Source organism: Bacillus sp. EB106-08-02-XG196 (genome assembly GCF_013396335.1).
Classification (GTDB): Bacteria; Bacillota; Bacilli; order Bacillales; family Cytobacillaceae; genus Neobacillus.
In genome coordinates this window covers 97060-119260 of the sequence record NZ_JABWSY010000017.1, presented here as the reverse complement: position 1 = coordinate 119260, position 22201 = coordinate 97060, and the positions used below count along the sequence as shown (strand labels likewise).

The 22201-nt window shown below is 38.7% G+C and carries 18 protein-coding genes and 2 pseudogenes; 15 read left to right on the top strand and 5 right to left on the bottom strand.

Going from position 1 to position 22201, the window contains the following annotated elements:
* The first annotated feature begins 98 nt into the window (after positions 1-98).
* Positions 99-1454, top strand: coding sequence for an MATE family efflux transporter (locus tag MLOOGBEN_RS23420; protein ID WP_256989246.1), 1356 nt, complete (start codon positions 99-101; stop codon positions 1452-1454).
* Positions 1455-1715: 261 nt separating this feature from the next.
* Here the strand turns inward: MLOOGBEN_RS23420 and MLOOGBEN_RS23415 are convergent, their stop codons facing one another.
* The gene (locus MLOOGBEN_RS23415) at positions 1716-2675 is read right to left on the bottom strand and encodes a YdcF family protein (protein ID WP_179160683.1); all 960 of its coding nucleotides are present in this window, start codon (positions 2673-2675) and stop codon (positions 1716-1718) included.
* 101 nt (positions 2676-2776) lie between these two features.
* On the opposite strand from MLOOGBEN_RS23415, the pseudogene MLOOGBEN_RS23410 reads away from it, so the two are divergent.
* Positions 2777-3367: pseudogene (locus MLOOGBEN_RS23410) on the top strand (hypothetical protein); the annotation flags it as partial.
* 119 nt (positions 3368-3486) lie between these two features.
* Here the strand turns inward: MLOOGBEN_RS23410 and MLOOGBEN_RS23405 are convergent.
* Entirely contained in the window at positions 3487-4587 is a 1101-nt protein-coding gene (locus MLOOGBEN_RS23405; RefSeq protein ID WP_179160682.1) for a CdaR family transcriptional regulator, read from the bottom strand.
* A 151-nt stretch (positions 4588-4738) separates the two neighbouring features.
* On the opposite strand from MLOOGBEN_RS23405, the gene MLOOGBEN_RS23400 reads away from it, so the two are divergent.
* From MLOOGBEN_RS23400 to larC, 7 genes and pseudogenes are all read left to right on the top strand, one after another.
* A complete protein-coding gene (locus tag MLOOGBEN_RS23400) occupies positions 4739-5899 on the top strand; it encodes a glycerate kinase (protein ID WP_179160681.1) in 1161 nt (386 codons plus the stop codon).
* Position 5900: 1 nt separating this feature from the next.
* The gene (locus tag MLOOGBEN_RS23395) at positions 5901-7016 is read left to right on the top strand and encodes a 2-keto-3-deoxygluconate permease (protein ID WP_179160680.1); all 1116 of its coding nucleotides are present in this window, start codon (positions 5901-5903) and stop codon (positions 7014-7016) included.
* 106 nt (positions 7017-7122) lie between these two features.
* Positions 7123-8385, top strand: coding sequence for a nickel-dependent lactate racemase (gene larA / locus MLOOGBEN_RS23390; protein ID WP_179160679.1), 1263 nt, complete (start codon positions 7123-7125; stop codon positions 8383-8385).
* Between the two features lie 23 nt (positions 8386-8408).
* Positions 8409-8513 (top strand): annotated as a pseudogene (locus tag MLOOGBEN_RS28990) (4-hydroxythreonine-4-phosphate dehydrogenase PdxA); the annotation flags it as partial.
* 14 nt (positions 8514-8527) lie between these two features.
* Entirely contained in the window at positions 8528-9340 is an 813-nt protein-coding gene (larE, locus tag MLOOGBEN_RS23380) for an ATP-dependent sacrificial sulfur transferase LarE (RefSeq protein ID WP_179160678.1), read from the top strand.
* A 112-nt stretch (positions 9341-9452) separates the two neighbouring features.
* Positions 9453-10211, top strand: a complete 759-nt coding sequence (larB, locus tag MLOOGBEN_RS23375) for a nickel pincer cofactor biosynthesis protein LarB (RefSeq protein ID WP_179160677.1) — start codon at positions 9453-9455, stop codon at positions 10209-10211.
* On the top strand, positions 10208-11116 hold the full coding sequence (larC, locus tag MLOOGBEN_RS23370; protein ID WP_179160676.1) for a nickel pincer cofactor biosynthesis protein LarC: 909 nt from the start codon (positions 10208-10210) through the stop codon (positions 11114-11116). The genes larB and larC overlap by 4 nt, the downstream gene beginning before the upstream one ends.
* A 199-nt stretch (positions 11117-11315) precedes the next feature.
* On the opposite strand, the gene MLOOGBEN_RS23365 is transcribed toward larC, so the two are convergent.
* Positions 11316-12302 (bottom strand): glycoside hydrolase family 43 protein, encoded by a 987-nt coding sequence (locus MLOOGBEN_RS23365; RefSeq protein ID WP_179160675.1) that lies wholly within the window; start codon positions 12300-12302, stop codon positions 11316-11318.
* Between the two features lie 154 nt (positions 12303-12456).
* Positions 12457-13617 carry an ROK family protein gene (locus tag MLOOGBEN_RS23360; RefSeq protein ID WP_368737819.1) on the bottom strand — a complete coding sequence of 387 codons (1161 nt, stop codon included), beginning with the start codon at positions 13615-13617 and terminating at the stop codon, positions 12457-12459.
* Between the two features lie 345 nt (positions 13618-13962).
* Between MLOOGBEN_RS23360 and xylA the strand changes: the two genes are divergently transcribed.
* The 4 genes from xylA to MLOOGBEN_RS23340 all read left to right on the top strand — a co-directional run bounded on the left by xylA (position 13963) and on the right by MLOOGBEN_RS23340 (position 18603).
* Positions 13963-15294 carry a xylose isomerase gene (gene xylA / locus MLOOGBEN_RS23355; RefSeq protein ID WP_179160674.1) on the top strand — a complete coding sequence of 444 codons (1332 nt, stop codon included), beginning with the start codon at positions 13963-13965 and terminating at the stop codon, positions 15292-15294.
* A gap of 77 nt (positions 15295-15371) precedes the next feature.
* Complete coding sequence (gene xylB / locus MLOOGBEN_RS23350) at positions 15372-16871, top strand: xylulokinase (RefSeq protein ID WP_179160673.1); 1500 nt, start codon at positions 15372-15374, stop codon at positions 16869-16871.
* A gap of 132 nt (positions 16872-17003) precedes the next feature.
* Positions 17004-17987, top strand: a complete 984-nt coding sequence (locus MLOOGBEN_RS23345) for an aldo/keto reductase (protein WP_179160672.1) — start codon at positions 17004-17006, stop codon at positions 17985-17987.
* Positions 17988-18000: 13 nt separating this feature from the next.
* Positions 18001-18603 carry a polysaccharide deacetylase family protein gene (locus MLOOGBEN_RS23340; RefSeq protein WP_179160671.1) on the top strand — a complete coding sequence of 201 codons (603 nt, stop codon included), beginning with the start codon at positions 18001-18003 and terminating at the stop codon, positions 18601-18603.
* 16 nt (positions 18604-18619) lie between these two features.
* Here MLOOGBEN_RS23340 and MLOOGBEN_RS23335 read toward each other — a convergent pair whose 3' ends face one another.
* Positions 18620-19237 carry a YesL family protein gene (locus tag MLOOGBEN_RS23335; RefSeq protein WP_256989243.1) on the bottom strand — a complete coding sequence of 206 codons (618 nt, stop codon included), beginning with the start codon at positions 19235-19237 and terminating at the stop codon, positions 18620-18622.
* A 312-nt stretch (positions 19238-19549) separates the two neighbouring features.
* Between MLOOGBEN_RS23335 and MLOOGBEN_RS23330 the strand changes: the two genes are divergently transcribed.
* Positions 19550-21319: a sensor histidine kinase gene (locus MLOOGBEN_RS23330; RefSeq protein ID WP_179160670.1), complete on the top strand. Its 1770-nt coding sequence runs from the start codon at positions 19550-19552 to the stop codon at positions 21317-21319.
* Positions 21285-22073, top strand: coding sequence for a response regulator transcription factor (locus tag MLOOGBEN_RS23325; RefSeq protein ID WP_483296400.1), 789 nt, complete (start codon positions 21285-21287; stop codon positions 22071-22073). Before MLOOGBEN_RS23330 ends, MLOOGBEN_RS23325 begins: the two co-directional genes overlap by 35 nt.
* Positions 22074-22201: the final 128 nt, after the last annotated feature.

Here is a 22201-nt window from a genome sequence, read left to right as displayed (position 1 = left end):
TCAAATGATTAAAATTTGCTCAGGATGTAGTATCAATGTGGAAACCCTAATTCAAATAGCTTCAAGCGATTAAGTTACCCATTAAGGAGCAGGAATTTATGAAATTGGCAACAGATTCAATGGTCTCAAATAACACTACATTTTATAGCCATAGAGAGTATTTAGTGTTGGCCATTCCACTTATTGTATCAGGTATTTCAACACCAATTTTAGGGGCTGTTGATACAGCAGTCGTTGGGAGAATTCCTAATCCGGCTTCAATTGGTGGAGTAGCTGTTGGTGCCGTTATTTTTAATACGATGTACTGGCTACTAGGATTTCTTCGAGTGAGTACAAGTGGATTTACTTCTCAGGCGCAAGGTGCAAATAATCAAAGTGAAATAATACTATATTTTCTTAGGCCAATGATATTAGCTATATTGTTTGGATTAATTTTTATCCTTTTGCAAGATCCCATTCTAGCAATTGCCTTAACATTCATTGGAGGAAGTGAAGCTGTAATATCCGTTGCTTCCACTTATTTTTCTATTCGAATTTGGGGAGCACCGTTTATTCTACTAAGCTATGTCATGATTGGTTGGCTTATTGGAATGGGAAAGGTCCGCTTAGCTTTGACTACTCAAATATGGATGAATGTTTTAAACATTATATTAGACCTTGTTTTTGTTTTCGGATTAGGAATGGGAGTTAAGGGTGTTGCTTACGCTACTCTTATAGCTGAGGTTAGTTCTGTTGTATTAGGGGCATGGATTCTATATTTGACGAATAAAGAGAAACTAATCGGTATAAAGTTATCAATGTTGATAGAAACAAAACCCATAAAAAAGATGATGAAAATAAACCGGGATTTATTCCTGAGAACTGTCTGTTTGCTTACGATGACCGTGATTTTTACTTCTAAAGGTGCAAGTATGGGTGAAGTGACGTTAGCGGCTAATGCCATCCTACTACAAATTCACTATATAATCGCTTATTTATTTGGTGGTTTCGCGAATGCTTCTAGTATCATGGTTGGCAGAGCTATAGGTGGAGGAAATCAGTTCCTTTATAAGCGTGCGTTTACTCTTTCAGCTCAGTGGGGATTAGCCTCGGCAATTCTTTTGAGTTTAAGTATATTTACTTTTGGTGAAAATATCGTCTCCTTATTCACGACAATTCCAGACGTAAAAGCTATGTCAAAGGATTACCTAGTGTGGATGCTTGTGTTTCCCATCTTTGGATTCTGGGGTTTACAGCTAGAAGGAATTTTTTCTGGTGCTACTGAGGCAAAATCTATCAGGGATTCCATTGCTCTAGCATTGATGGTCTTTTTAATTGCGCTTTGGTTGTTTGTACCTCAATATCAAAATCATGGATTATGGATAGCGTTTGTCGTATTTAGTTTATCCCGTTCCTTCTTTTTATCGTTATTTGTTCCCAAATTAACTCGTGAAAAGTTTACGAACAAAAACTAAAACCTGGAATTCATCTGCACACAGCGTAAAAGATATTACACACTCTCACCTTAGGGCGGCAATAATGTCTGGCAGCAACTAAATGGTGCCCTTTACTAAAAATAGATGCTAGTGAGGTTATTTAATAAGTTGTAGTCAGTTTTACGATTTATTTTAGAAAAGAACAAAAAACAGTTCGATAAATTGAACTGTTTTAGGTTGCATATAAATTAAATTCCTACTATTTTTAAGTTTGTAGCAAGAGTGATTTCCAGACTTGATTTATCTTTGTAGACCAGGATATTGCCAAATTCCTGAAGTTCTAAAAAGGTCCCGATAAATCACAAGCTTTTCATCGTTAGGTACTTTTTGGGCTTCAGCTAATGAAGCGTAATCTAAATAAACCATGTTCGTAAATTTTCTATTTGATTTTTTGCCATTCATTTTATCATAAAAGTCACTGGCTTCTTTAAAAACAGTTAAAGCTCTTCTTATGTGACTTGCACTGGTAACGAGAGTTATATCCTTTATGTTCTCTTTTTCAAGGATAGCAGTTGAAAAAAGTCCATTTTCAACAGTATCTGTTGAATTACTTTCAAGAAGAATTCTTTCCTTTGGAATTCCTTGCGAAATCAACCACTTGCTCATGGCATCAGCTTCGGTAACACCCTGTTTAGGAACGCCGCCTGATACAATAATTTTTGAGTTTGGATATTTTTTAGCAATTGCAAGACCTGCTTTTAATCGTTCGATAAGTGTTGGTTTCATTGACGCGTCCTCGCCTAGAGCGTATCCCAATATTACAATGGCATGGCCATTTGCTGGCAGGTTTGCTGGAACCTCAACATTTAACTTTTCTTCCATTGTTTCTTCCGTTTGCTTTATTTTTTGAAGATATTCATTTGCCTTTTTCGAATCTATCTTTTTTAACTTTGCAATGGAACGATTATAGGTTTTTTCGTCTCCATTTATGCGAGAGTATACTCCATAGACTAGATTGGTATTAAAGTGATTAGGGTCTAAATGTAATATTTGTTTGTAAATTTGAAGAGCGTCCGGAATCTTCTTCTGAATGATTTGAGTAGATGCTAATGAGAATTTCAAATCAATACTATATGGATCTATTAACGTGGCTTGGATAAATGCATTTTCAACAACATCATATTTACCCTTTAAGGTAATACCCTTAAATATTTCAGTTTCAGCTTTTTTAATGTCGCCGCCATGCCAATAATAGTACATAGCGATATCTTCAAGCTGTTTGATTCGATAAGACGTGGCTTCATCATTTTTTAATGAGCTGATAGTTGGAGGTTCTTGTGTAGCACCATTTGAACTTAATGGACGAGTACCAGCCTAACCCTCAAGTAACAGATGACCGAACATTGCAAAAGGTTGGTCAGACGTATGCTGATGGAAAAGGTGAAGCTGCATTAAAAGCTATCAAAAACGTAACCAAAACGTATAAAGTTGGACCGATAGAATTAACAGTAAAAGAAATGAAATGGATTCATTTAAGACCGGATTATAGTATGATCGACTATTTTCATGTGTTAACACATGATGAAGAATTTGATTTTGTTAAAGTTTTTGTTGAGATTAAAAACACCTCTAATGAGAAAGTGAATTTTGGACCGATTGCTTTGCTTAAAACGAACACAGGTGAAACCTTTGATTGGGAAAAAGATATTTACCTTGAAGAGTTAAATGGGGAAATAGAAGGCAATAGCACAAAGTATGGAAACCTTGGTTTTATTGTCAATGCATCAGACAGCCATGCGCATAAAGATAAGAAGAGTGAAGAAGAAGGTCATAAAGATGATCATTCAAATGAAGCAAAAGACATCAACTGGATTGAAATAACCACTAGTGATGTATTCGATAAGGAAAGGAAAAAAATCAGCGATTCACAAAAGATTAAAATTGAATTTTAAATACCGGTCTCCCATAGCAATACGGGAGACCTATCGAGGCTTCTCATAAGTTGAGCAAACTTGGGGAAGCTTCTTTTTTCAATCTCGGGTTAGTTTTTTGTGGCCTGACACTTTTGTGCTCACAGTTCACCGGATTTTAGTCTCTTATCAGACCAAAGAGCGAGCTGTAGTGTCAACGCATCTTTAAACTTTTTTGGATCATACCCCGTGTCTTTTTCTATTTTACTAAGTCGATAAAGGAGTGTGTTTCGGTGGAGATATAAGTCATCGGCAGTTTGTTGAATATTTAAGTTATTTTTGAAAAAAACATCTAAAGTATCAGCATGCTTAACTAAGGTTTTATTCATGATTCTATTTGTAAACTTTTCTCCCCAAGCACGATCTATTTTATAAATTAATGCTTTCGGTTCTACTTTAACAAATGAAATGAAATCCTCTTTTTCATCACTGATTTGAAGGGCTAGGTCACAATCAATATAGGATTGATTAAACTTACTCAATGATATAAAAGGAGTGCTAAAAGCAAGTCGGAATTTTAACTTAAGCTTTTTCAATTCCACGTAAATACTGTTTAGCTTTTTGTCTGATTCTTGCTCACTGCAACCGGAAAAAGCAATAAACATTCGATTAATATTGATAAAACCTACAAGGCAGTGTTTTTCACCAATTAATCCTTCTATTTTATTGATTAACGATTGATTCGCGATGATGCGATCCGTCATTTGAATGACAGTTGTGATAAATGGTTCCCGAAGGTTCAGGCCAACTAGGTTTAGCCAGCGTTCAATATTACTATAGGAGGGAGAATTTTTCAAAAGTTCTTCGATAAGCATTTCTTTCGTTCTCTGTTTCCATTCCAATTGAGAAGCGATAAATTTTTCTTGAATCATGAGCTCAGTAGTCATTTTTACGATGCCGCCTAGCTCCCGTAATTCTTCGGGATTTCCAGTAATCCCAATCACTCCGACAATCCTATCCTGAAAAACAATAGGCAGGTTGATGCCGGGATGAGCTCCTCTCCAAACTTCCTTTTCATTGAAAGGAATAATAAGTGTTTCTCCGCTTTTTAAAACTTCAAGTGCCCCCTCATGAATATCGTCTATCCTAGAAGGATCGCCGGAGGCAATAATAATTCCCTTTTCATCCATTATGTTTATATTTCTATTAAGGCGAAGCGAGGTTTCTATTACAATGGTTTGGGCAATTTCTCTTGTTAACATCATTTTCCCCCGAAAAGTTAGTTAAATCGTACAAAAAATCAGAAAAAATAGTCTCTTTCTTTATATAGTACACACGATGTATTCTTTAATCAAGCTTAGTATAATGAAAAAGAAGTAATGATAGCACTTTCGAAAAGTAGGTGGAGAATTTATGAAGATTGTGATAGCCCCTGATTCGTTTAAGGGGAGTTTAAGTGCAATTGAGGCAGCTAGAGCAATAGAAGGAGGCATTAAAAAGGCATTTCCAGATGCGAAAACTCTATGCATTCCTGTTGCTGACGGTGGAGAAGGGACGTTAGAGACTTTAGTAGCTGCCACCAATGGAAAAAAAGTCCCGGTTAATGTTACCGGACCGATAGGTCAAAAGGTTGAGGCTGAATATGGCATATTGGGTGATGGAAAGACCTGTGTCATCGAAATGGCAAAGGCCTCTGGAATACCACTGATTCCCCGGGAGGAGCTTAATCCCTTAAAAGCGACTACCTTTGGAACAGGGGAACTTATTAAACAGGCTTTAGATGATGGTTTTGCATCATTTATCTTAGCACTGGGAGGTTCAGCTACCAATGATGGCGGGGCTGGAATGCTTCAGGCTCTTGGTTTATCACTATTAGATGAACAGGGAAACAAAATTTGCACTGGTGGTGCCGAGCTCACAAAAATCAGTTCGATTGATTTAAGCGAGTTTGACGAGAGAATACCATATTGCAAGTTTCTTATTGCTTCGGATGTAGAAAATCCTTTAATTGGACCACATGGAGCATCCCATGTGTTTGGTCCCCAAAAGGGAGCAACCCCTCAGATGGTTAAAATATTAGATGCTAGTCTAGCTCATTGGGCAGATGAAGTTGAAAAAGTAACCGGTGTCCATCTTCACGATTTACCAGGAGCCGGAGCAGCTGGTGGAATAGGCGGGGCATTTCAAGCCTTTTTTCCTTCCCAAATGAAACGAGGTATTGATGTAGTTATTGAACATACAGGACTTCATACGGCTCTTGAAGGAGCTGACCTTGTTATTACAGGAGAAGGTCAAGTGGATTTCCAAACTGCCTCAGGCAAGACTCCGATGGGGGTAGCTCAGGCGGCAAAGATACAGAATATTCCAACTGTTATTGTTGCTGGCTCTATTGGTACAGGTATTGATGTGTTATATCAACACGGAATTGTAAGCGTTAGCAGTATTATAAACAAGCCTATGACATTAAATGAAGCCATCAAGAATGCGGCAGAATTATTAGCTGAGAGTGCAGAACAAGTAGTTAGATCCTTTTTTTACCATCAAACATTAAATTCTGGAAAGGTGGTTAGGTAACATGAAAATTAAACAAGCGATTGAAAAGGTCCCTGGAGGTCTGATGGTTGTCCCTCTTATGTTAGGAGCTTTACTAAATACGATTGATCAACTACATTTGCCGGTTATTATGGACTTTTTAAAATCTCTAGGTGTAGCTCAAACAGCTGAAGGCAATTATGAAATGTTAAGAATAGGCGGATTTTCTGAAGCCCTTTTTAAAAATGGTGCATTAGTTCTTATTGCATTATTCCTTTTCTGTGCAGGTAGTCAAATGAATTTAAGAGTAGGGGGAACAGCCTTAAAAAAAGGTGTCTTACTTACAAGTTCTAAATATTTAACAGGATTAGGGATTGGTGTTCTCTTTGGATACTTTTTTGACCCTATGGCAGGATTGTTTGGTCTTTCTACGATTGCCATTATTGCGGCAATGACAAACGGAAATGGTGGAATGTATGCAGCCTTAACTGGCCAATATGGAAACCGTTCCGATGTAGGAGCAGTTGCGGTTTTATCGCTAAATGACGGTCCATTCTTTACACTAATGTCTTTAGGTTTATTAGGCTCCAAATTCCCGGTTATCGCCTTTATCGCCGTTTTATTACCAATTGGTATTGGAATGATAATAGGAAACTTAGATCCTGAGATCCGTGAATTCCTAAAGCCAGGAGAAATTTTACCGGTACCATTCTTTGCTTTCGCTTTAGGTGCTGGCATGAACTTTGCTAATTTCTTCAATCCTTCTGTTGTAGCAGCAGGTTTAACACTCGGAATTCTTACGACTCTTCTAACAGGGACTACTGGTATGTTAGTATTTAAATTATTTAGAGAGAAAAGCCAAATTGCACCATGGGCGGAAGCCTCTACGGCAGGTAATGCAGTTGGTACTCCAGCAGCCATAGCAGCGGCAGCTGCTGTTGCGGCAAGTTCAGGGATGATGAGTAAAGCGGAAGCAGCTAGCTATGCTGAAATTGCCAACCTGGCAACAGCGCAAATTTCTATTGCCGTCCTTACAACAGCTGTTTTATGTCCAATTGCTGTTATCTTAGTTGATAAGTATCAAAAAAGAAAAGGAATTGATGGTACTTTAGAAAGTGAAATAGTAAATAAGAAGCAAGGTGCTCAAAATATTGCGTAATTAAATTAACACCCCTGAGTACTCTCTCAGGGGTGTGGTTATTTCATCCTTTTAGAAAACAGAATACGGCATGAATGAACAAAAACAAAAAAGCGGGGGATTTGTAATGGAAACAACCTTACTATATGGAAAAACTGGCCTTACTCTTCAGTTACCTAATGATGCGTTTATTGTAGAACCTAATCATTTACCAGGTTTAGAAAATGATATGGAAGCACTAAAAGAGGCATTAAGAAATCCAATTGGCACAGCGTCTTTAAAAGAAATGGTGAAAGCAACGGATAAAGTGGCCATTGTTATCAGTGACATTACGAGACCAACACCCAATCACAAGATGGTACCCGTACTAATTGAAGAACTTGGTCATGTTCCATTTGAAAATTTTGTTATTATTAACGGAACAGGTACCCATCGTGATCAAACAAGGGAAGAATTTGTTCAAATGCTTGGAGATTGGGTTGTAGATAATATAAGAATCATCAACAATCAATGCCATGATAAAGAAACATTGTCGAATGTTGGAAAAAGCAAGTTTGGTTGTGATGTCTATTTAAATAAAGAATACGTTGAAGCTGATTTTCGCATTGTCACAGGCTTTATTGAACCACATTTTTTTGCTGGATTTTCTGGGGGACCAAAAGGGATTATGCCTGGAATTGCGGGTATTGAAACCATCATGACCTTCCACAATGCAAGAATGATTGGGGATGCTCGTTCAACATGGGGAAATATGGATGATAATCCTGTTCAAGAGATGACTCGTGAAATCAATCGGATGTGTAAGCCTAATTTCATGTTTAATGTAACATTAAATAGAGAAAAGGAAATCACATCAGTATTTGCCGGAGAATTGTATGAGGCTCACGATAAAGGGTGTGAATTTGTAAAAGAACATGCCATGATCAAGTGTGAGGATCGATTTGATGTCGTTATTACATCCAATTCGGGTTACCCACTCGACCAAAATCTTTATCAAGCCGTTAAAGGGATGAGTGCGGCACATAAAATTGTTAAAGAAGGCGGAACGATTATTGTCGCTTCTGAATGCTCGGATGGACTTCCAAGTCACGGAAACTACTCTAAGATTTTTGAACTCGCTGATAGCCCTCAAGCTTTATTAGACCTTATCAATGATTCAAATTTTAAGATGTTCGATCAATGGCAGGTTCAGAAGCAGGCCGTCACCCAAGTTTGGGCAGATATCTATGTTTACTCCAAGCTAACAGATGAACAAGTACTTAGTACTATGTTAAAACCTACCCATAATATTGAACAGACATTGGAGGAATTAAAGCAAACCTACGGAGAAAATATGTCTATCGCTGTTTTACCATTAGGTCCACTAACAATTCCTTACGTGGAAGAGTAATAGGGGATAATGGAGTGGGATTAGTCGATCACGGTACCGCTTTTGATGTTGCCGGAAAAGGAATCGCAAGTGAAGAAAGCTTTGTTGAGGCGATTAGACATGCAATTGAAATAGCGCCAAAACGTTAATAAAGGAGATTGTCATGCTGGAATTAAAATATAACAAACTTCAAGAAATATTAAAGGAAATGGAAACTGTCGTCATCGCCTTTTCTGGTGGTGTGGACAGTACATTTTTATTGAAGGCTGCACTCGACACCCTTGGCAGGGAAAATGTATTGGCTGTAACAGCGGATAGTGAAACCTACCCTTTTGAGGAATTACAAGAAGCCATTAAACTCGTTGAACAGCTAGGAGCAAAACATGAGGTTATTCAGACATCGGAATTAAATATTCCAGGTTATTCTGAAAACACATCAAACAGGTGCTATTTTTGTAAAAAAAGCTTGTTCCAGCATCTTGTACCCATCATGGAGGAGCATAACTACAATAATGTAGCTTTCGGGTTAATCGCAGATGATCTCGGGGAACACAGACCAGGTACAAAGGCGGCGAAAGAATATAACGTAAGGGGACCGCTGCAGGAAGCTGATCTTTATAAGAGTGAGATTCGTGAGCTTTCCCAACAAATGGGTCTGCCAACATGGGATAAGCCTTCCTTTGCATGTCTTTCATCAAGGATCGCTTATGGAGAGCACATTACAATAGAAAAACTGAAAAGGATAGATCAATCGGAACAAGCGATTCGAGCCATTGGAATTCGGCAAGTAAGGGTACGTACGCATGGTGAGATTGCTAGAATTGAAGTAGAACCACAAGAGATGCAGTGCTTATTGGAACATTATCAAGAAATCACAGCAAAACTTCAAGAATTTGGATATAGCTATATTACAATGGATCTTGTTGGCTACAAAAGCGGCAGCATGAATAAGGTTTTGCAGCAGGCTGAGAAGTAGAAACAAAATGGAGAGAGGGACCTCTAGTTCCAATTACATGGTGGCAGCATGGGAGTAGAGGTCATGACCTTACATTCAATCGAAACAAGATCGTTTAAGGTGTGTGAAAACATTGTTGGAAGAAATATTGTCACAAGTTCAAGAGGGAAAATTAAGCGTTTCAGAGGCGAAAGAAAAGTTAGCCACATATGAGAATTTAGGGTTTGCCAAAGTCGATCATCACCGCAACAATCGCCAAGGGTTCCCAGAGGTGATTTATGGAGAAGGGAAAACAAAAGAACAAATCCTTTCCATCATAGATGCAATCAAATCAAAGGGAAATAATGTATTAGTGACCAGAATTTCAAAGGATAAAGCGGATTACATCCTTCAGGTGAATCCTGAATTAATTTATAACGATGTTGCACAGATTCTGTTTTGGAAAAAGGACACATACAGTAATGAACCTGATCAAGGGTACATTGCAATCGTTTGTGCAGGTACTTCAGACCTTAAAGTAGCGGAAGAAGCAGCGGTTACAGCTGAAGCATTAGGAAGTCAAGTTCGCCGCTTTTATGATGTAGGTGTAGCTGGGATTCATCGCTTATTTGATAATATTGAACAAATACAACAAGCGACTGTTTCTGTAGTAGTAGCTGGAATGGAAGGTGCTCTTCCAAGTGTAGTTGGCGGTCTAGTTTCACATCCGGTCATAGCCGTTCCTACAAGTATTGGTTATGGTGCAAATTTCTATGGTTTGTCAGCATTACTGACAATGTTAAATTCATGCGCCTCCGGTATCAGCGTGGTGAATATCGACAATGGATTTGGTGGGGCATACAACGCAGTATTGATTGATAACCTAGCAAAAAAAGGAGCAAAGCAGCAATGAAAACACTTTATATCGATTGTTTTTCTGGAATCAGCGGTGATATGTTCATTGGAAGTCTGCTGGATGCAGGTGCCAATCCAACTGTTTTAGTGGAAGAATTAAAAAAGCTTCATTTCGAAGATGAATATCAATTGAAATGGAAGAAAATCGTGAAGAATGGGATCACAAGTACAAAGTTTGATGTGTTATTGACTCAAGCTGATGATCACCATCATGGGCATGATCACCATCAAGAGCATACTCATCATTATGGGCATGATCACCATCAAGAGCATACTCATCATCATGGGCATGATCATCATCATGAGCATGATCATTATCATGAGCACGATCATCATCATGGGCATGATCACCAACATGGGCATGATCATCATCATGAACACCATCACCATCACCATCACCGTTCCTACAGTGATATTGTAAAAATGATTGAATCATCCGAATTAGTAGCCGAAGTGAAAGCTACTTCATTAAAAATCTTTCGAAAAATAGGTGAAGCAGAGGGGCATATACACGGAGTCCCATTAGAAAAAGTTCACTTTCATGAAGTGGGTGCAGTCGATTCGATTATTGATATTGTCGGAGCTGCCATTCTACTCCATCAATTAGACATAAAGAAAATAAAGTCTTCAGCGATTCCTGTAGGTACAGGAAGAATACATATCGATCATGGTATTTATCCAGTACCTGCGCCAGCTACTCTAGAAATTTTAAAAGGTGTACCGATTGAACAGAGCAATGTGAGATTTGAACTTACAACACCAACAGGCGCAGCGATCATAGCAGTGCTGGCAGAAGAATTTTGCACGATTCCATCAATGGAAGTAAAATCAATTGGGTATGGCGCAGGTACAAAAGACTTTAAAGACCGTCCCAATGTCCTTCGAGTAATCATTGGTGGATAAGCCATGGATTTATACTTTAAAGTCTGTTCAAACATTTCCACGCTAGTGTCTGTCCATTCATTGGAGGGACTATCAACTATTCGATGGTAAAGAAGAACTGGAATACCTTCGTTCGTTTCCGCTTCAGCAACTTGAGTAATCCAGCCTGACGGGATTACCAAAAAGGCTGGCCTCAACATGAGGCCAGCCTTCAACTTTATTATTTATCCCCATAAGGGTCTATCGTTTGAATTGTTCCGTCTTCGTTATATTTTAATTCAGTATATTTTACAGAGCGCTTATGATTCACACCATCTGATAACGAGCAATCATGATAGAACAGATACCATTTATCATTAAATTCGACAATCGAATGGTGTGTGGTCCAGCCGCTTACTGGGGTAAGGATCGTCCCTTTGAACACAAATGGCCCCTGTGGATTTTCACTTACTGCATAAACAATTTTATGCGTTGTACCGGTAGAATAGGAAAGATAGTAAAGACCATTGTATTTATGAACCCATGGACCCTCGAAATATCTTCGGTCTTCGTCACCTGCAAGAATCGGATTGCCGTTTTCATCCACAATGGAAATTTCCTGCGGATCGTTTTTAAAAGTCAGCATATCGTCGTTTAATTCCGCTACTCTCGGACCTATAGCAGGTGCTGTAGCTGCTGGACCTTCAGCATCTGGGATATATGTTCCTGTCTGCCATTTTTCCAACTGTCCTCCCCAAAGCCCGCCAAAGTAAACATACGCTTTTTCATCTTCATCTACTAAAACAGCTGGGTCAATGCTGAAGCTGCCCGGTATGTAATTTTCTTCTGGTATAAAAGGTCCTGCTGGATTAGGGCTTGTTGCTACGCCAATTCTGAAAATCCCATCTTTATCACGTGCTGGGAAGAATAAATAATACGTCTTGTTTTTATAAGCCGCATCGGGTGCCCAAAGCTGCTTGCTTGCCCAAGGGATATCTCTTAAATGGAGTGCTTCGCCATGGTCCACACATGGAGCGGTTACATCGTCCATGGATAAGATATGGTAATCTTCCATCTTGTATTGGTCACCATTATCATTTGAAGGTTCATTATGATCAAGGTCATGTGATGGATAAATATAAAGCCTCCCTTCAAAAACATGTGCGGAAGGGTCTGCAGTAAAAATATGCGTAACTAAAGGATCATTAGGCTTTGAATTTTTCATCATACTAGCTCCCTTTTAATAGTTTAGATCATTACAAATTTATTATAACTGAAGAACGGTACTTTGTATATTCATGCAACTAAGTTTTGTTAAATAACAAAGGGTATACAAAATAAATAACCCAGCTTTTTTAAAAAGCATGGATTATTTATTGACTTCAATTTCTAGAAGTTCTAACTTCTTCTTTTATAAAGCTCTCCACAACAAAGGCAGAGACACCAAGTGCTGTTGAGTATTTTCCAAGTTTTGAAAAATTCAAGTGCATGTCTTTTTGATGGTTCGCAAGTGTATGGCTTTCAATGGTTTTCTCGATTGACTGTTCAATCCATTCTTTTGCAAGTGCTAATCGGTTGCCAATGATAACCTGGTCGGGATTAAAGGTGTTAATAATGTTATTAATCCCAAACCCAAGGTAAGTTCCAATTTCTCCAAAAAGTCTTTGAGCAGTTTCATCATGCTTCTCTGCCATATTCATCAATGACTCAAGTGAATCTGTGTCAGCTGTTTCTAGAAGTGCATTTTCAGAAGCATATGCTTCCCAACATCCTCTGCTGCCACAACTGCATGGCTTACCATTGAGATCAATGATCATATGTCCCATTTCGCCAGAGTATCCATTTTTGCCTTGATATAATTCATTGTTTAAAATAATGCCGACTCCGATTCCAATCCCAGCACTAACATATATCATATTTTGAAATTCTTGACCTGCACCAAATTGCTGCTCTCCAAAAGCACCGGCATTTGCTTCGTTTTCAATAATGACTGGAATTTGGAATAATTCCTCCAGGTCCTTTTTTAACTGAATGTTGGTCCAGCCTAAGTTTGGAGCAAGAAGGATAGAACCTTGTTTGTTTACAATTCCTGGGACACCTACTCCAATCCCGACAATTCCATATCTGCTCTGAGGCATCTCTTCCATGATGGATCTAATCATAGTCTGAACTTTGCTCATGATGGCTGGGTAAGGGGTCCTGTTAACCGATTCATTTTTTTCAATCAGTATATTCCCTTTTAAATCCGTCAAGACACATAATACATAGTTAACCCCGATATCAACGCCAACCGCATATCCGGCAATTTTATTAAAATGAAGAATAACGGGGCGACGGCCGCCGCTGGATTCCCCTGGTCCGGATTCGTAAATAAGTTCTTCTTCTATTAGTTCATTTACTAAAGAAGAAACAGTTGTTTTGTGTAAACCGGAAACTTGAGAAATGTCCGCTCTAGAAATAGGCTCTTTTTCCATAATTAATTGTAATACAAGTGCTTTGTTGTTCTTTTTGACGACCTGTTGGTTCCATATAATGGTTTCCACTTTATAAAAACTCCTTATTCGCAATTATCATTATTTTATCACAATCTTTGTTTGTTAGACATACAAAGTTATGGATTAGTGCTATGCCGAACTCAATTAGGACTTTAAATAATCATGGAAGGAATGATCCTTTTGAGAAGAGTCCGTTGGGGCGTTATAAGAACGCGGGTAATAACTGCCATCATTGCCTATAAGATAATTTTTTAAAATCTTTGTTTATCCAATGGACAAACAAAGTGAGAGATGCTATACTTTGAGTAACAAAGGTTAAGAGATTCCAAGAACCTTTTGTAAGCATTTACATAGTTGTTGTTAAACTATAAAACTACTCAGGAGGAATCACTCATGGCTTATTTCGATACGGTTAACAAAATTCAATTTGAAGGTGCAACATCAAAAAATCCTTTTGCATTTAAGTATTATAATCCAGAAGAAAAAATAAACGGCAAAACAATGGAGGAACTTCTTCGTTTCTCTGTTGCTTATTGGCACACATTCGCCGCTGATGGTTCAGACCCATTTGGTGTCGGTACAGCAATCCGTCCTTGGGATCGTTTCACTGGCTTAGATTTAGCAAAAGCACGTGTGGAAGCGGCATTTGAACTATTTGAAAAATTAAATGTTCCTTTCTTTGCTTTCCACGATGTTGATATTGCTCCAGAAGGAAGCACATTAAAAGAAACAAACGAAAACCAAGATGTTATCGTCGGCATGATCAAAGAATACATGAAAACAAGCAAAACGAAATTACTTTGGAACACAGCTAACATGTTCACAAATCCACGTTATGTTCATGGCGCTGCAACTTCACCTAATGCAGATGTGTTTGCTTACTCTGCAGCGAAAGTGAAAAAAGCGTTAGAAGTAGCGAAAGAACTTGGCGCGGAAAACTATGTATTCTGGGGAGGCCGTGAAGGTTACGAAACACTTCTCAATACGGACATGAAGCTTGAACAGGATAACTTAGCCCGCTTCTTCCATATGGCAGTAGATTATGCAAAAGAAATCGGCTTAAACGTTCCATTCTTAATCGAGCCAAAACCAAAAGAGCCAACTAAACACCAATACGACTTCGATGTAGCTACTGGTCTAGCATTCTTACAAAAATATGACCTAACTGACTACTTCAAGTTTAACATCGAAGCGAACCACGCTACTTTAGCCGGCCACACATTTGAGCATGAGTTAAGAACAGCTCGTATCAATGGAATGCTTGGTTCTGTCGATGCTAACCAGGGTGATAACTTACTTGGATGGGATACAGATGAATTCCCAACTGACTTGTACACGAATACATTAGCGATGTACGAAATCTTGAAAAATGGCGGCTTAGGCAAAGGCGGCTTGAACTTTGACGCAAAAGTACGCCGCGGTTCATTCGAACCAGAAGATCTATTCCACGCACATATCGCGGGTATGGATGCATTTGCAATCGGCTTAAAGGTTGCAAACAAATTAATCGAAGATAAAGTGCTTGATAGCTTTATCGATGAGCGCTACAGCAGCTATACAAAGGGAATCGGCTTAGAAATCGTAGAAGGAAAAACAAACTTCCACGAGCTTGAAAAGTATGCCCTTCAATTAACAGGAATCAAGAATACATCAGGCAGAACAGAACGCCTAAAAGGAGTAATCAATCAATATCTTCTTGAAACACTTTCAAGTGTCACAGTTTAATCTATACTCAATATAAACATAAAAAAAGTGCTGGCAGCCTATTACTCCAGCACTTTTTTTAGAAAAGGATGATTTGAATGAAGTATGTAATCGGGGTTGATCTTGGAACTAGTGCCGTAAAAATCCTACTTGTGAATCAAAATGGGGAAGTTTGTAAGGAAGTTTCAAAATCATATCCTCTAATAATCGAAAAATCAGGTTACAGTGAACAAAATCCGGAAGAATGGGTGAAAAAAACAACAGCTGGTTTAGCGGAACTGGTCCAGCAGTTCGATGGAGATGTAAACGACATCGAAGGCATCAGCTTCTCCGGGCAAATGCATGGCCTTGTTTTAATAGATAAAAACCATCAAGTATTAAGAAATGCGATTTTGTGGAATGACACGAGAACCACGAAACAATGTCAGGAAATCTACGACGTTGTTGGCAAAAAACGTTTATTAGAAGTAACGAAAAACCCAGCGTTAGAAGGATTTACGTTGCCAAAAATTCTTTGGGTAAAAGAAAATGAACCGGAAATCTTTGAACGTGCGAGTGTGTTTTTGCTTCCAAAGGATTATCTACGCTACCGATTAACAGGAAATATCCATATGGATTACTCTGATGCCGCAGGAACGTTATTACTGAATATAGCAAAGCGTGAGTGGAGCAGTGAAATTTTAGAACGATTTGGTTTGTCACCAGAATTCTGTCCTCCGTTAGTCGAATCACATGGGTTTGTAGGAACTGTTACGGCAGAATTTGCTCTAGAAACTGGATTATCGGAAACAACAAGGGTGTTTGCTGGCGGTGCGGACAATGCATGCGGTGCGATTGGTTCTGGAATTTTAGCAGAAGGAAAAACATTAGCAAGTATCGGGACTTCCGGCGTTGTTCTTTCCTATGAAGAACGAAATGACCTAGATTTTGAAGGAAAGGTTCACTATTTCAATCATAGTGAAGAAAATGCTTATTATACAATGGGAGTAACCCTTGCTGCTGGCTATAGTTTAAGCTGGTTTAAAGATACGTTCGCAGAAAAAGAAGCCTTTGGCCAATTTTTAGCAGGTATTGATGAAGTACCTGCAGGAAGTAACGGATTATTATTTACACCATATCTAGTAGGCGAAAGAACGCCGCATGCGGACTCAAATATTCGTGGCAGCTTTATTGGTATCGATGCTGCACACGAACGTAAGCACTTCGCTCGTGCTGTTCTCGAGGGAATAACCTTTTCATTAAATGAATCCATTGAGATTTTTAGAAGCAGTGGAAAGGTCATTGACTCCATTATCTCAATCGGCGGAGGCGCTAAGAATGACACATGGCTGCAAATGCAGGCAGACGTTTTTAATGCAAAAATTGAAAAGCTTACGAGCGAACAAGGTCCAGGAATGGGTGCTGCAATGTTAGCGGCATACGGCTGTGGCTGGTACCCATCACTTAAAGAATGTGCAGAGGTATTTATACAAACTGCAAAGACCTATTACCCTATTCAGGAAAATGTGGAAGCCTATCAGAAACTATTTAAGATCTACCAGCAAATTTATTCGCAAACCAAGGAATTGAATGAGCAATTAAGAGAGTTTAGAAAATAAAATTATAGTAACCATCTTAATCTATGGATTGCCAGGATTTAAGAAAGTCTTGATACAAAATGAGGTTACAACCTCTGCCTGAATGGGACCACTCTTAAGCTAGTGAGTTGGATAAAAAAAGGAGTTGTTAAGATGAATTATCGTGAGTTGGGCAATACAGGAATCATGATTAGTGAGGTCAGCTTTGGAACATGGGCAATAGGCGGTTCATGGGGCAGGACGAGTGATTCAGAAGCACTGAAATCTTTAGAATATGCGATGGAACAAGGTGTTAACTTTTTTGATACTGCCGATGTATATGGTGATGGTCATAGTGAAGAGTTATTGGCCAAAGCCACGAAAGGCAAGGAAGACCAGATCCATATCGCAACCAAATTCTGCCGTCAGGGCGATATTTTTGATCCGAAAAATTACAGCTATGAAAAAGTAAGCTCTTATTGTGAAGACAGTCTGCGCCGTCTAAACAGGGAAGCCATTGATTTGTATCAAATTCATTGCCCTGCAACAGAGATTTTGAAAGATGGAAGTGTCTTCGAAGTACTTGACCGGCTGAAGAAGGAAGGGAAAATTCGTCATTACGGTGTCAGTGTGGAAACCGTTGAAGAGGGGCTCATTTGTTTGGAATATCCAAATGTTAAGAGTCTGCAAATCATTTTTAATATGTTCCGCCAGAAGCCCTTAGAAAAATTAATACCTGAGGCTTTTCAAAAAGGGGTAGGTCTGCTTGTTCGGCTGCCGCTGGCGAGCGGGCTATTAACGGGTAAATTTAACACTGATCATGTTTTTGAAGCCGATGACCATCGCCGCTTTAATGAAAATGGAGAGGCTTTTAATGTAGGGGAAACCTTCGCAGGTCTTGGATTCCGTAAGGGTGTCGAATTAGCTGACGAATTAAAGTGGATTGCAGAAGGCCGTAAATCAATGGCTAGTGCAGCATTGCGCTGGATACTAGATCAAAAAGAAATAACGTGTATTATTCCTGGTTTTAAAAATGTTAAACAGGTAGAGGACAATCTCTCTACTTTAGATACGAAGTCATTCTCAGTAGAAGAACAGAAAGAAATTCAACGTTTCTATCAAGAAAAGGTAAGGGATTTTGTAAGAGGTCCTTATTAAGGGGGCGGTCACGATGATTAACGAAGTTTCTACAGCGCAAAGGGCAGTTGCTATTACATTTGATGACGGGCCAAATCCGGTTTACACCCCGCAAGTTTTAGAAATTTTCTCGGAAGCAAAGGGAAAAGCAACTTTCTTTATGATCGGTGAGCAGATGGGAAAGTATCCTGAGGTTGTAAAGCAGGTTGCTGACCAGGGACATGAAATTGGGAATCATACTTTCACCCACCCAAAACTATCACAGTTAAGCATACAAGATTGTTTAAAGGAAATTGAGGAAACGGAAAAATTAATAGAGAAAATGGCGGGAAGAAAACCTGTTGTCTTTCGTCCTCCATACCTTGATTATAATCAGGACACGGTGTCGTTACTTCAAAATAAGAGATACCCTATGATTGGTGCATTAAATTTAGAGGCTCAGGACTGGGAACAGCCCGGAGTTGAGCATATCGTACGAAAATCAAGAGAAGCTGTAAAGAATGGCAGTATTTTAATTTTCCATGATGGCTATGGCGACCGCTCACAAACCATAGAAGCCGTTCGTATGCTTGTTTCCGAATTAACGTCACAAGGCTATCAACTTGTAACGGTCAGCGAACTATTAGCTTTAGCATAAAAAGAAGGAAGCACAATTATACAGCCTGTGCTTCCTTTTGTTTCTTCTCTACTTTTTGGAACGCTAGATAACACGATGACATGATAATTCCTGCCGAGAGGCTGCCGCCGAAGAAAAATAACAGTGCTGGTAAAAACTTCATTACAAAGAATAAAGCCACAAACCCTAGCAGCATCATGATACTTGAAACTGGATTCACCATCATAATAAAGAAGGAGTTTTTAAACAGCTGAAAGAGGGTTACGTTATAGTGAACGTAAACAGGAAATATATACAAAATTGTCATAACAATTGCAAAAATAATGAGGTATAAAGGAATTTGAATAACGGAATCGAGTTTTAAATAGTTCAAATCAATATAAATAATATAGGCCAATAAAGCTATGACGATTCCTAATCCATTACCCCTAAGAAACTCTTTTTTATAGGAATTCCAGAAAGTTTGAAATACGGGAATATCACTTTCACCCATGATCCATTTACGTATAATCGTAAACATCGCCACGGTTGCGGGGCTGATTCCAAAGACCACAAGACCAAGAAGCGAAAAGCCAATCCATAAGATATTTACATAGGCAAACCTAGTAATCCACTCAGTAAGAGTATATAGGCCATTCATTGATAGCTTATTCATAATCATTCCCCTTATTATGGTACTTTCTTTTTTAAACACATTATAGACCATTGTGTACATATTGAATATGGTTAATTTTTAGGCTGTGTTAAAGCTGAATGTTGATTTTACTGTGTTTGGAAATAAGCGGAGAATTTCCGTCTAAATTGGGAAATCCCCATATTGAATGATCAGCCCTACACGAAAATCAACATTAAAATAATAACACAGCCAATTTTTAAAATTGACAGTTTTTTGATATTTGGAAATAATATTACGTAATTCGACAAAATGCGTTATAGTAGAAAAAAACTATCGTAGAAGGGCGACTTTATGTTCTCGAGATTACACAAATGGAACACATTACGAAATCAAATTCTTGTCGTATTTTTAGTAGTGATGCTGATTGTTTTATTTATTGTCAGCCTAATCACTTTTAACAGAGTGTCAACCCTCTTGAAAAATAATGCTGAAAAACAAATTCACCAGACGGCGGTAGAGGCAAATGGTAGATTAGAATCTTTATATAAACAAATTAGCACCTCCTCTAAACTAGTCATGACAAATGATGCGATTCAAAGAACCCTAACAAAAGCATATCAAGGACATACGATAAGTTTTGCTGAGCGGCAGCAATTAGACGGCATTGTGACCACGATACAAGCAAATACAGATGGCATTTTTTCGTTTGAACTCTATACAGACACGATGGATCGTTTACTCCCCCTGGATGATACGAATTTACTTACGAGAATTGACGGGAAGTGGATTCAACAGGCAGATTATGCAAATGGAAGCCTTGTATGGATCGGGGACGACCCACGGAACTCAGATAACATCCTCGCGCTCAGGCGCGTCAATCTATTAAACCGCGGTTTTGAGGATGGCGGTTACCTGCTCATTAGTATTTATCGAAATTATCTTGAGTTTATGGATCTAGATAAAACAAAAATTAAAAATCAATATTCGATTTTACTTGACCAATATTCGGAGCCTATTCAATCAAACTATCATCAACCCCTTGAACCCATTATTTTAAATAATGATCCTACATTAACATTGGGCAGCCAGGAGTATATGATGACAAGACAAACATCGAATGAAACCGGGTGGACACTGATCATCTTAACTCCGATTAAAGCGCTTACGGAAGGGATTAATGTCTTACGATCAGGGATTATTATCGCTGGGATTATTGGGTTTATTATCTTTTTAATTAGTACGCTGGGTCTATCGACCTTTATTACAAGACCGATTATCAAGTTAACAGAAACGATGCAGCAGGCAAGCGCAGGTTCCTTAACCTTGAACCCTAGTGTTACCGCTGTTAATGAAATTAATGAGTTAAATAGTACCTATAACCAACTAGTAAAAGAAACAAATCATTTGATTCAGATGGTCTATCAAAAGGAAATAACCCGCAGCCGGAGTGAATTAAAAGCCTTACAAGCGCAAATTAATCCTCATTTTCTTTTTAATACATTGGATGCGCTTAAATGGTCGCTGGAAGATAAAGATGAGGATGAACTAGCGGAGCTTGTGGTGGCAATGTCCAACTTATTCCGTTATACGATCACTAAGCAAAGTGATGGCGATTGGGTTGCGCTCAAGGCTGAAATCAAACACATTGAAGACTATATGGAAATTATGAAAATGCGCTTTGGCGATCACTTAACGTGGAATCTAGACCTGCCATGTGAACTAGGGCATGTCAGGATCCCTAAACTGTTGATTCAGCCGTTAGTTGAAAATGCCGTTCTGCATGGGGCTGGGAATACATTACAGCCATGTACCATAACGGTTTCGATACAACCTGCGGAAGCTCAGGAATACCTTGAAATAGTCGTTGAAGATGATGGACCGGGGATGAATCAACAAAAATTAGATTCTATTAAACAAGCAATACAGTCAGGCAGGGTCATCTCAAAAAAGGGGAATGGAATGGCAATCTCAAATGTACACAAACGCCTGGAATTATACTATCAAAAAAGTGGTTTGACTATTAAAAGTGAAGAAAAGAGAGGGACAAAGGTTTCGTTTGTCATACCTGTGAAGGGGGAGGAAAACCATGTTGAATACAAAGACGATTTTGATCGTGGATGATGAACCAAGAACCCGCCAAGGACTGAAAAAAAACTTAGATACATGGGCGAATGGGAATTATCAAATTATCACCGCTTCTAATGGAGAAGAAGCCATCCAACTATTGAAGCAGTATAAAGTCCATATCCTCATCACAGACATCCGGATGCCGGAAATAACCGGATTAGAACTATTAAAAATGGCAAAAGAACTTCGTATTTTTCCTGTCATTTTAGTAATATCGGCATACTCCGAGTTTGAGTATGCCCAGGAAGCCCTGCGTTTAGGGGTGATAAATTACCTCTTAAAACCCATCAGTAAAAAGGCTTTGATTGAGGCTGTAGAAGAAGCGCTTAATGAGGTTGAGAGAAAAGAACGTGCGGGCTTGATTGAAAAAGTAGTGGATACGAAGCTCGTGGAAGCAAATACTCAAAATCCATCGAATCGTGAACCAATTAGAGAAGCCATTGACTATATCAACCATAATCTTCAAAATGAGTTGACCCAGAAAGAAGTGGCAGACCATGTTCATTTAAACCCCAGCTATTTAAGTTCCCTTTTTAAAGAACATGTGAAATTAACCTTCAGTGAATATGTAACCCGCCGGAGAATCCAGCGGGCAAAGGAATTATTGATGACGACGAATCTTCCCATTAACGATATTGCCGAAGAATCCGGCTATAAAACAGCGAAATACTTTATAAAGATTTTCAGGGAATTAGAAGGTGTGACACCGAGCGCCTACCGAAAAATTAATAATGAAAGGGCTTTCTAAAAATAGTGGCATTTTTCCTAATGGTTGTGACCTATTTTTCAGAACTATCTGAATGTAAGATATAAATGTAGGCGAAATCATAGAAAAGGTCATAGGGGGAATCACACTTGTTCAATAAAAAAACGGTT